Raw genomic sequence first — 10,789 nt, 5'->3', positions numbered from 1 at the left:
GGCCAGAGGGACGTTCGGAAGAACGTTCGGAGGGAGCTGCTTGCGTTGTCGTAATCTCGTCAGCCATTGCTGATTATCCTTTCGATGGTTATGGCGGCTTGTCGCCCCAGGTCTGCGAGGAGACCTCCGGACCGGCTATGCCGGGAAGCGATCAGGACCGCATTCTTCGTTGTTCGTACTCAGAAAAACCGGCTTAGGCGGTAGCAGCCTCGGGCTCAGCAGCAACGGCAGGAGCGGCAACGGCAGGAGCGGCAACAACAGCCGGAGCCTCGGGGCTCGTCGGGCTCGGCATCGGGCTCTGCGCCGAGCGCTTGACCTTGGTGTCGCGGATCGCCTTGACCTTGGCGAGGCGCTTGTCTTCCTCGTCCGTACGGACAGTGATGAACTTGATGACCTGCTCGGTAACGCGGAGACGGCGCTCCAGCTCGGCGATCAGCTTTCCATCGGCGGCGACGTTCATCAGAATGTACAGGCCATCCTGGAACTTGCGGACGACGTACGCCAGACGGCGGCGGCCCATCTTCTCCACGGACTTCACCTCGCCGCCGTTGCTGGTGACGGTGCCGGAGAAGCCTTCGATCAGCTTGTCCAGGTCCTCTTCCTGCACGTCAGGACGGACGATAAACATGACTTCGTAAGTGCGATTCATTCGGTTCTTCTTTCTGCCCGGTTTTGCCGGGCACCGCCGTTTAAGGCGGTATGGAAATTAGGTACTTCGTTTACTGCCAGGCTGCGTCGCCGCTGCCTGCCTTACTTGGGTACTGCATTGAACTTGCTCATCGCGGGGCCGACACCTTCTGTCAGCACCGCCTCGACCGCCAGCTTCACACGATCGAGTACTTCATCCAGCGCGGTGAGCTCGGCCTTTTTCATGGGCGCGAGCAGGTAGTTCGAACCACCGGCCCTGATCTCGCGGCCGTCGGCGGCAGGCGGTTTGCCTACCCCGATCCGGATACGAATCCAATCTTCTGTCCCGAGCACCCCGGTGATGGACTTCACCCCGTTGTGCCCGTTGGCGCTGCCCCGTTCGCGAATGCGGATGGTGCCCAGCGGAAGCGCCAGCTCGTCATACAACACAATCACGTCCTTCGACGGATCGATGCCGAGCTCCTGAACCAGAGCAGCTACGGAAAGCCCGCTCAGGTTCATAAAGGTCTCAGGCTTCGCCAGCAGAACTTCCTGTCCTGCCAGAATCGCCTTGCCGGTGAGCGCTTTTCCYCTCCGGTTGGCCACCACCGCTCCCGCGTCGTCCGCGATACGGTCAATGGCCAGAAACCCCGCGTTATGCGGCGTGAACTGATATTCGATTCCTGGATTTCCAAGTCCGACAATCAGCTTCACGTTCCAAATCCCTTACAGATCCCGCAGCGGCTGCCAGGCTGCGCTCCGGCAGCCGCCGTCAGGCAGTTACTTCTTGGCAGAGTCAGCTGCAGGAGCAGCTTCCTTGCCCTTCTTGGCTACTTCCGGTTCGGCCGCGGCAACAGCTTCCACTGGAGCCTCTTCCTTCACGATGGTGACGTGAGCCACAACAGCACCCTCGTCCACCAGGAACTTGACCTGGCCGGCGTGCGGAAGGTCAGAGACGTGGACCGCCTGGTGCAGGCCGAGGTTGCTGACATCGACATCGATGTGCGAGGGGATATCGCCCGGAAGGCACTCGATCTCGACCTCACGCAGGATGTGGTCCAGAATGCCGCCCTGATTCTTCACGCCGGTGGCCGTACCAATCAGCATGACCGGAACGCTGACGCGGATAGCCTTGTCCATGGCAATACGCTTCAGGTCGATGTGCAGCAGCTTGCCCTTGATGGGCTCGTACTGCCAGTCAACAATCATGGCCTTGATAGGAGCGGCCGATCCGACGGTGAGGTCGAAGATCGTGTTGTGACCGGACTCGGAGTGCAGAATGCGGGTGATGACCTTCGGATCGACGGCGATAGCCTGCGAATCCTGTCCGGCGCCGTACACCACAGCCGGAATCTGACCGGCGACGCGTACGCGGCGAGCCGCATTCTTGTTGAACTTCCCTTCGCGAACAGCTGCGAGAACGACTTCAGACATTGTGTTTTCCTTTCGGGCACCGCCGGCTTGCTGCATATAACTCGCCAACCGCTCCCTTTGCGGCTCATCACCGCGGTTAAGTTGAACTGCAACTACAAACTGCTAAGAGAACAGCGAACTGACGCTGGTCTCCATGTGAATACTCTCGATGGCGCGTCCCAGCAGACCGGCGATCGAAAGAACCTTAATCTTGTCTCCCAGCTTCTGAGCTGCCTCATTCAGCGGGATGGTGTTGGTGACGACCACCTGCTTCAGGCGGCTGGTCGCGATACGCTCAGAAGCAGGGCCCGAGAGGACAGCATGCGAAGCGCAGGCGTAGACATCAGCAGCTCCCTGCTCCAGAAGAGCTTCAGCTGTCTTTACCAGCGTTCCGGCGGTGTCGATGATGTCGTCGAGCACCAGGCAGGTCCGGCCCTTCACATCGCCGATCACGTTCATGACCTCGGTGACATTGATATCGGTACGGCGCTTATCGACGATGGCCAGCGGAGCATTGATCTTCTGCGCGAAGAAACGGGCGCGCTCCACACCGCCGGCATCAGGCGAAACCACCGTCAGGTTGGGCAGATTCATCTCACGGAAGTGCGAGACCAGAACCGGCGAAGCGAACAGATGATCGACCGGAATATTGAAGAAGCCCTGAATCTGCGCCGCATGCAGATCGACCAGCAGAGCGCGGTTCGCTCCCGCGGTCTGCAGCAGGTCGGCAACCAGCTTGGAGCTGATGGCCACACGCGGACGATCCTTGCGGTCCTGGCGGGCATAACCGTAGTACGGAATCACCACAGTGATCCGGCCGGCGGAAGCGCGCTTCAGAGCATCGATCATGATGAGCAGCTCGACCAGGTGCTGATCGACCGGAAAGCTGGTGGGCTGTACCAGGAAGACATCGGCGCCGCGCACATTCTCAAGAAGCTGGAAGTGAATCTCACCATCCGAGAAGCGCTGTAGACGCGTCTCGCCCATCGCGACTCCCAGAAACTTGCATACCTCTTCACACAACGGCTTGTTGGCAGAACCACAAAAAATCTTGAAACGCTTGTCGTCGGCGATGCGGGAGGCCCGCTTACGCTCCGCGGGTTTCACCGCGGGGGATGGCATGCTGTGTAGTTCGCTCTGCGAGAGGGTGGCGTCGGTCATGCTTCGTGGCTTCCTTCCGGGCAGGTTTGCCCTTTGAGGTGCTGCGTCCGTCCGATCTGGTCATACAGCGAGCCATGTTCGGCACACTGCGCTTCACGTATGCCCGTTGGCATACGGCATATTTTGGCTGGGCGACTAGGATTCGAACCTAGACAAAGTGCTCCAAAGGCACTTGACCTACCATTAGTCGATCGCCCATCTACTGCGGCCTATACAAATATCGTGGCCCAGTACTCGCTCCGAGGCAAGGTGCGTGTTTGTCGCGCCTCACATCCAAGCGAACGAACTCTCTGCTGTGCGGCTTGCGCGGCCTCTTCTGTACGGTACAAACCGAACAGAGAAGAACCAGAGCCGGACAGGGCCGAGTATAAAGAACCTTCTTCTAACGCAGATTTGAGCGCACGCAGCGATGGCTGCTGGGGAAAGACGACTGTTTCAAAGTCGTTCTCAAGCCCGGTGCGGACAAGCGCGAGAAGAGGCTCCTCGGCCAGGTCTCCAGCCTTGCCGGAGACACCAGGTTGGCCGGCGAATGCCATAGCAACACGCCGACGAAACTCCCCTAGTCTATCGTTTTCAGCATTTTGGGTCAATCTTATATCCCAGTCACGGAAGGCCTGCGGCGTCGACACTCCCACCTCGGGAAACGCTGTAACCATATGAAACGAAGGGAGATCCGGTAACGGAAAGGTCTCCTCGCCACGCTCGATGCCGAGCATCGTTCCGCCGATGAGGAACATCGGGACGTCAGAACCCACCTTCGCGGCCAGAGCCAGCTGGGCATTGGAGGTCAGCCGGTGGCCAAGCTCGGCCTCCAGAGCCAGAATGGCGGCGGCGGCGTTAGCCGACCCCGCGCCGATCCCTCCCTGCACCGGCAGGCGCTTGTCGATCACGATCTCTACTGTGGCTTTGGTCTCCAGAGCATCCAGAGCCATGACCACGGCCTTATAGGCCGTATTGCGTTCGTCGCAGGGAACGCCAGGGTGCTGGCAGCGGRGTGTGATGCGGGTCTCATCGGCCGTCGTCGCCGTTACGGTCACCAGGTCATGGAGCTCGATGGTCTGGTAAATGGTCGCCAGATGGTGGTAGCCGTCCGGGCGCGGCGGGCCAATGTGCAGGCCGAGATTGATCTTGGAGTAGGAGCGAACTGTGGTCATGCCCGGGTTCGATTGTACGTGGATGAGATTTCGGCGACCGCGCAGATTACGATTGGCAGTCAACATCTGTTATTTCGGGTGCCAGACCCTGCACGGCTCTCCAGGCAGCGTGAACTGCAATTGATTGATGGGGAGATCTGTCTGCTCCGTCGAGAAGGTCACTTCGGGCGTGTAAGCGTTGCCGATCATCTGTCCCCGGTCACATTCCACTTGTGCGATCGCACGGTACTCGAAACCCACTGGAACCGATATCGCGCCATCCTTGTCAGGGTGAAGAGCCTCGCTCCCCACAACACCACTCCCAGGAAAGCGTGTGTTGTTGAGGAGCAGATACGCTTCGGGCTCCGGGCTGCCATTAGACCACGAGACAGACACCGGTACTCTGGTGAGCTGCAGCTTTGAAAGCTTGATCGGCGGCAGGCTCAAATGTTGAGCCTCGCTTAGATCAAGTATCTCCGCATGGGCCTCGTCTGAAGAGTCCGGGTAGTACCGCGGTAGAAACGGAAGTTTAGAGCTCGGTGGAGAGTTCCATGGAATCGCCAGGAAGAATAGGCCTGTGTTTTCAGGTCGCAAGATGTACTCACCATCACTGTTGGTCCATTCCCTCACAGTCCGGATTGCCTGGAGACTACGATCTTCGAGAAGTGGAACAAGGTCGACCYCAATCCACTGAACGGGAATACCAAGTTCGTCAACGACCTTTCCCTTGAGAATGACACTGTGACGGTCATACTCCTCTTGCCTTCGTTGATCCATCGCTTTTGTATATAGGCAAGCTCCGGCCACGCCGACGCAATAAATAACAGCACTAAGAGCGAAAGTACGTTTCGTTCGTGCACTTGCAAGCCTTTTCTGCGTCTGGCCACTTTGCCCTCGCGCGAGCCTGAAGGCTGCCAGACCGAACGAAACGATCAACACAATAGACCATAGATATCCGAACAACACTCCGAAGCTAAAGAAGAACCAGAAGATGTTCGGGCGCGTCTCGGACGAAAGGCTCCGATAAAAAACGACCTCCCTCCAAAGACACCATGTAAGCAGCCCGACGAGTGCCGCCAATGCAGCAATCATGAAGGCGAACCATGTTCGGCGACGTCCGTAAGAACCTACACCGAGGAGGCCAAAATCAAAGCGCGTCCCCACAAACCACCACCACCACAAAATGCAGGGGAGCGCGACTGCGTCATGGAAGTAACCCGGAGCCCCAGTCCAGGTGTTTGATAGTACCTGTGCTATCGCAATTGGTGGAACGTTAAGTGCCGTTAGAACGAAGGACGGCGCCTCACAGGGCCAGAAGGGACGGCCGGCGTCATATCCGATACACTCCAACTTTGCGTGCATATCCCAAGCCATCAGCGCGATCGCGATGATTCCGAAGACAAGCGGTAATAACGCTCTATAAGAAGTCTTGTGCACCTGGGCTTAGACACCAACGGAACCCAAAATGATTCCGCGATGAGTCAATTGCGCCGGTGTCGAAAAGAACGAGCAATATTCCTTCCGAGTTGAAACTGTCGGCGATAACAATGCTGCGAGGGAAGGATTGCTCCTTCCCTCGCAGGTTCGCTGTCCACTCACTGCGGATAGACGCCCACCTCGCGCAGGTTGATCTCGACGCCCGGAATACTCCGAACGTTCACGCGCAGATAGCGCGCCGAGACAGCATTGAAGAGGAAGGTGCGTACGGAACCGGGGAGCCCGACGCTCCGGATATCGGAGAAGTTCACTCCGTCATCCGAAGACTGGAGCCGGATAGGCTGAAGCAACCCCAACAGCGTCGATGGATTCACGACAACCCGCTGGAAGCTGGTTGAGCTGCCCAGGTCCACCGTCAACCATTCCTCTGAACTGCCGCCTGCCTTCCAGCCGGTAAAGGCCAAACCGTCGACGGCATTTGCCGGGTCAGAGCCGGTCGCCGTCGAAGAGACCGTTACCGGCCGGCTGAGCGCCAGATCGATTGCGGACGTCGGATTGAAGAAATCCGGCGGCGCCGCTCCGTTGGTGTTCTGCTGACTGAGGTTGTTCTTGTTCCCCGCCAGGACCGTCTGCGAGAGATAGTTCTCGACACTTCCTGGGAACTGCGTGTCGAACAGAATGGCATTCCCGCCATTGTTGGTAGCGACATTGTTGAAGAAGAAGGTGTGCGCCGACTCGGCAACGCCGCCAGCGGCGGTTGCGATGGAGCCGATGCGCAGGCCGTTATTGACGACATCGTTCACATTGCTGAAGGCGACATTGCCATCCGTTACTGCGCGCGTTGAGCTGGCGGTGGCATTGTTATACACCCCGATTCCGTGACCGGTAGGCGAAGCGTAATCACGAGTCGTGGTGTAGTTGCCATAGATCTTGTTGAAGGAGTCAGACTGCTCGATAAAGACTCCATAGCGAACGTTGTCGATGTTGCTGTTGTCGATCGCGAAACTGTTGGAGGTGGCAGCGTCCAGGTCGACTCCATCCATGTTGCAGTTGCTCACCTTGTTTTCCATCACCACGTAGTGCGCATTCGAATGCTCGGTCCAGATGCAGCGTCCACCGCTCATGTTGACCGTGTTGCGATAGAGGATGTTGTAGCCTCCGCCGCGCTGCAACTGGATCATGCCGCCGCTGGTACGCACCGTCGGGACGCCGCCGTTGATCACCGTGACGTGATCGATGTTTGCATTCGTGCTTGAGGGAAAGAAGATTCCGGTGATCTTACCCTGACCGTTCATATCGATCGTGCCGCCGGAGATCGAGACGAACGACGCGGGATTGGTGGCCGCAATGACCTGAGCGGGTTTCGAGGTTACGTTGATGGTGCCGTTGAGCAGAACCGCAGTATTGGAGCTGAGCGTGAGAGGCGAGGTTCCGTCCATGGTAAACGTCCCATTCATGTGCAGGACGATATAGCTTCCTGGGTTCGCCGCGAGCGCCGCGTTGTAGGCTGTCTGCACATCGTTAAGGTTTCCACCATTGACCGTAATGTCGGCACGGCTGATGCCGTTGAGGACTGGGTCGTTGTGCTGGTTATCGATGGTAGGCGGATAGAAGTAGGTGCTCGCCGGCGCGTTCAGCGGAGCTCCATGAGCAACGACATAATTCGCCGAGGAGCGGTCGGTGAGATCGTTCTGGTTGGCAAGCACGTTGTCAAAGATGAAGTTGCCGGTGCCGTCGAAGTCGATGCCGCTCACTCCGTTATGACGAATCACATTGCGCATGATCGAGGTCGCGGAGCTGAGGGATGCCAGCTGCACGCCCGACTGAGAGTTATCGCTCAGATCGTTATCCGAGATGAGATTGTTGTTGGCGTCAGCAAAGACACCAATCCTGTTTCCGCTGATCTCGTTGTTGGTCACGGACGAGTGAGCTCCACTCAACTGCACGCCGGTTCCTCTGTTGGCGTGAACGAAGTTGTCCAGCAACAGCGCCTGGGTAATGTTCTCGACCGTAATACCGTTAGCCGCCGATCCGGCGATATCACAGCGGGTGATGGCCGACCCACTATCGAAGACCGTATTGCCAATGCCGGAGAGCACGATGGCATCGCGGCCCGTATTGCGGATGGTGACGGAGTCGATATTGACTTTTGTGGAAGCCTCAGCATCGATGCCGGAGAGGTTGGCGAAGTTCCCTTCGAGCACGCCGCCAGCGATTGCAACCTTGCTCTGACCCGTAATGGAGATCAGGCTGCTCGCCGTTGCGCCGGGGAATGCCGCGATTGTGCCGTAGAGAACGACAGAGGTTTTCGATGGCAGCACCAGCGGAGCTGAGCGCACCCAATACGTTCCGGTAAGCGTAAGCACAATAGGCGAATCAGGATTGGCAACGCGCGCAGCATTGAGCTGTGTCTGCACGGTCGCCAACGGCACAGTGCCGAACTGAAGCTGTACGGCGGTCTCCGATGGGGCTACGACGTAACTGGGGGTCGGCGGAAGGTAAAGGCCGGGATGACGCGGTCCCTGCGCAAGCATCAGGGTTGGGGAAAACAAAAGAACGGCCAGAGCTTTCAGTCCAGTTTTAGCTCCGTGCATAGAACGATACAGCGATGAGGTTTGCATGCATGTCTCCGTTTGGGGTGAAACCGGGGAGGGGAGAGGAACATTGCGAGTGCAAAATGTACACGTATACATTCGCGCGGATGCGCGTGATATCCGAGGCCGCTCTCTGATGTGTATCTCAAAATCGGCGTGAGATCGGCCGCCAGTCACTCTATACATGCACGCAGGGGCCGTGCAAGTTAATTTTCATTGGCTGAAATTGTTATTTATTGGCGATATGCCTATCCCGGTCTTTTCTCCAGGCGGGCTGCAATCTCGATATGCTGTACCCCGTGAATGTTCTTTTCGTTTGCAGCAGAAATAGATTGCGCAGTCCGACTGCAGAGGTCGTGTTCTCAGATCTGCCGGATATAGAAACAGCCTCCGCTGGGACCAGCCCGGATGCCGAGACCGTAGTATCTGCTGACTTGATTGAATGGGCAGACATCATCTTCGCGATGGAGACCGTTCATAAGCGCAGACTGAACGAAAGATTCTCATCACTTATGAGAACGCGGAAGCTCATCGTCCTTGGCATTCCTGACAACTATGAGTACATGGATGAGGGACTGATAGCAGTTCTGCGCCAAAAGGTAACGCTTCACTTGAAATCGCGTACGAAAACTTGAGCGCCACATCCGTCCATTACGCGAGCAAACAAAATCGGCTGCCCGCTTCGGACAGCCGATTCACCTGGATAACAGCAAGAACTATTTCAAACTCTTATTCTTCCCCACACTCAACAGATTCGCCATGATGCGGAAACTTCCCGGAACGCCATCCGGCATCTGGCGGAAGAATGCATACGCCATATACACATACACACCCTTACCGTAGCGGGCATAGATCAGGCCGCCCTTCTGCGGGTCCATCTGGGTATCGTGCATCTCCGTCGGCGCCGTGTACTTCGCATCCCAGCTCTGCAGGAAGCCATGACCGCGCTCTTCCACCCAGCCATCAAAGTCGGCCGTCGTGATCTTATTGGGCCAGTTCAGGACAGGGTCTTTGTCGTCGAGGATGGTCACCTTGCAGTCCTCTTCCACCACACGCTCCCCTTCCCCGCCCAGCGTGATGGGATACGGACCGAAGTTATGGTCGTATTCGTTGGTCTGGTACTGCGAGATCACCACGCCACCCTGCTGTACGTAGTCGAGCAGGCGATTGTTGAAGGTACGCAGTTCCGGCCGGGCCGCATAGGAACGGATGCCCAGCAGAATGACGTCGTAGGCCGAGAGATCGGTCTTGGCGATGTCCTGCGGGGAAAGAAATGTGGGATGGATGCCGAAGTCCGCCAGCGTCTGCGGCACCTCATCGCCAGTGCCGGTCACATACCCCACCTTGAGGCCGGGCGCAATCTTCACATCCGTGCCCGTCGTCCGATATGCCGCATCGCGATACGACGGATACGGGCGAAGCCCCGTATACCCGGTCGTGACGTAACCATCCGTATATTGCTTGCCGTTATAGGTTGCGACCGCGGTAAGCGTATACGCTTTTGTCTCAACCGACTTCGGCGTCACCTGGAAGCTGATGCTCTGCTCATCGCCGTCGCGCATGGCGCTGAAGCTGGCTTTCGCTGGTGAGGAGGTCCAGCCCGCAGGCAGGTTGAGCATCAGCTCTCCCTTCGCCGGTCCCTTCACGTTCGAGCGCACGTTCACATTCAACGTAAAGCTGGTAGCCGCCATAGGAACAATACCCGCATGCGGCGAGACCGTAACCGAAATCGCGGGAGCAATCAGCAGTGGCTCATAGACAGTGCCGTAGCCGAGGTAGCGATGCTGCGTCTGCACCGTCGCCGCGACCGGGAAGGTGACGCCGTCGTACTGCACGTGAATCACAGCGCTGAGCGGATACGGTTCGATCGGCATCGCGAGCGCGGCTGGATTCTGCACATCGTAGACAGTCTGCTCCAGGCTGCTGCGCGTGAAGTATGGTTTGGTGTAGGGCTCAGTCTCCGGCACCTGAATGCTGATGGGACGGTCAATGACCTTTCCGCCTGCGAGCTTCTCCAGCTCCGCGGCCCCCTCACCAATCTCCCGCACCGTCTTACCGTCATAGATATTGAGCGGCGCAACATGCACCGCAACCTCCTGCGAGCCCATGTTGGCGACGTGCAGATTTACCTGCACCGTCTGCCCGGGAAGGGCTGTCTGCGACAAGTCCGAAGGACCGGCAGGGCCACCCGGGCCTGCGGGACCAGTCGCCGGCGGACGGCCGGTGAACGCTGTAAGCGAGATACCGAGCGCGGCTGCCAGCGTGGTCTGGAACTGCTGCTGCTTCACCCGCAGCTCGTGCTTCATGTTGTACGCGGCTTCTTCGGGAAGCTTTGCCGCATCCAGATCGGCAAGCAGCTTGTTCGTTTGCTCCAACCCCTTGGCAAGCATAGGCACTACCTTGCCGGGATCGGCCGGGTCGAAG

Annotated in this window: 8 protein-coding genes, 1 tRNA gene and 1 pseudogene; 1 reads left to right on the top strand and 9 read right to left on the bottom strand. The window is 58.0% G+C overall.

The window, feature by feature from the left end; genetic code table 11:
* Positions 1–197, top strand: a 197-nt coding sequence (locus tag AB4043_RS03305; RefSeq protein ID WP_442306498.1) for a hypothetical protein, incomplete at its 5' end; no start/stop codon positions are given.
* On the opposite strand, the gene rpsF is transcribed toward AB4043_RS03305, so the two are convergent.
* The 9 genes and pseudogenes from rpsF to AB4043_RS03260 all read right to left on the bottom strand — a co-directional run.
* Positions 194–649 carry a 30S ribosomal protein S6 gene (rpsF, locus tag AB4043_RS03300; RefSeq protein WP_442301504.1) on the bottom strand — a complete coding sequence of 152 codons (456 nt, stop codon included), beginning with the start codon at positions 647–649 and terminating at the stop codon, positions 194–196. The genes AB4043_RS03305 and rpsF overlap by 4 nt on opposite strands.
* Before the next feature lie 101 nt (positions 650–750).
* Entirely contained in the window at positions 751–1,341 is a 591-nt protein-coding gene (gene pth / locus AB4043_RS03295; protein ID WP_442301503.1) for an aminoacyl-tRNA hydrolase, read from the bottom strand.
* 66 nt (positions 1,342–1,407) lie between these two features.
* Positions 1,408–2,061 carry a 50S ribosomal protein L25 gene (locus AB4043_RS03290; RefSeq protein WP_442301502.1) on the bottom strand — a complete coding sequence of 218 codons (654 nt, stop codon included), beginning with the start codon at positions 2,059–2,061 and terminating at the stop codon, positions 1,408–1,410.
* 102 nt (positions 2,062–2,163) lie between these two features.
* Positions 2,164–3,201, bottom strand: coding sequence for a ribose-phosphate diphosphokinase (locus AB4043_RS03285; protein WP_442301501.1), 1,038 nt, complete (start codon positions 3,199–3,201; stop codon positions 2,164–2,166).
* 124 nt (positions 3,202–3,325) lie between these two features.
* Positions 3,326–3,399: transfer RNA gene (locus AB4043_RS03280), tRNA-Gln, on the bottom strand.
* Between the two features lie 11 nt (positions 3,400–3,410).
* The gene (ispE, locus tag AB4043_RS03275; protein WP_442306497.1) at positions 3,411–4,355 is read right to left on the bottom strand and encodes a 4-(cytidine 5'-diphospho)-2-C-methyl-D-erythritol kinase; all 945 of its coding nucleotides are present in this window, start codon (positions 4,353–4,355) and stop codon (positions 3,411–3,413) included.
* Positions 4,356–4,424: 69 nt separating this feature from the next.
* Positions 4,425–4,781 carry a hypothetical protein gene (locus AB4043_RS03270; protein WP_442306496.1) on the bottom strand — a complete coding sequence of 119 codons (357 nt, stop codon included), beginning with the start codon at positions 4,779–4,781 and terminating at the stop codon, positions 4,425–4,427.
* Between the two features lie 1,148 nt (positions 4,782–5,929).
* A complete protein-coding gene (locus AB4043_RS03265) occupies positions 5,930–8,392 on the bottom strand; it encodes a right-handed parallel beta-helix repeat-containing protein (protein WP_442301498.1) in 2,463 nt (820 codons plus the stop codon).
* A gap of 689 nt (positions 8,393–9,081) precedes the next feature.
* Positions 9,082–10,789, bottom strand: a pseudogene (locus AB4043_RS03260) (PIG-L family deacetylase); the annotation flags it as partial.

Source organism: Terriglobus sp. YAF25, assembly GCF_052113305.1.
In the GTDB taxonomy this organism is placed as follows: Bacteria; Acidobacteriota; Terriglobia; order Terriglobales; family Acidobacteriaceae; genus Terriglobus.
Note: the sequence above shows the minus strand (reverse complement) of the source record. Positions and strands in the feature narration are given on the sequence as shown.

What these genes read in the sequence shown, in the direction of transcription:
- AB4043_RS03285 (WP_442301501.1), bottom strand. Translation starts at nt 3,201, where the DNA reads ATGACCGACGCCACCCTCTCGCAGAGCGAACTACACAGCATGCCATCC.
- AB4043_RS03265 (WP_442301498.1), bottom strand. Translation starts at nt 8,392, where the DNA reads ATGCAAACCTCATCGCTGTATCGTTCTATGCACGGAGCTAAAACTGGA.
- AB4043_RS03290 (WP_442301502.1), bottom strand. Translation starts at nt 2,061, where the DNA reads ATGTCTGAAGTCGTTCTCGCAGCTGTTCGCGAAGGGAAGTTCAACAAG.
- rpsF (WP_442301504.1), bottom strand. Translation starts at nt 649, where the DNA reads ATGAATCGCACTTACGAAGTCATGTTTATCGTCCGTCCTGACGTGCAG.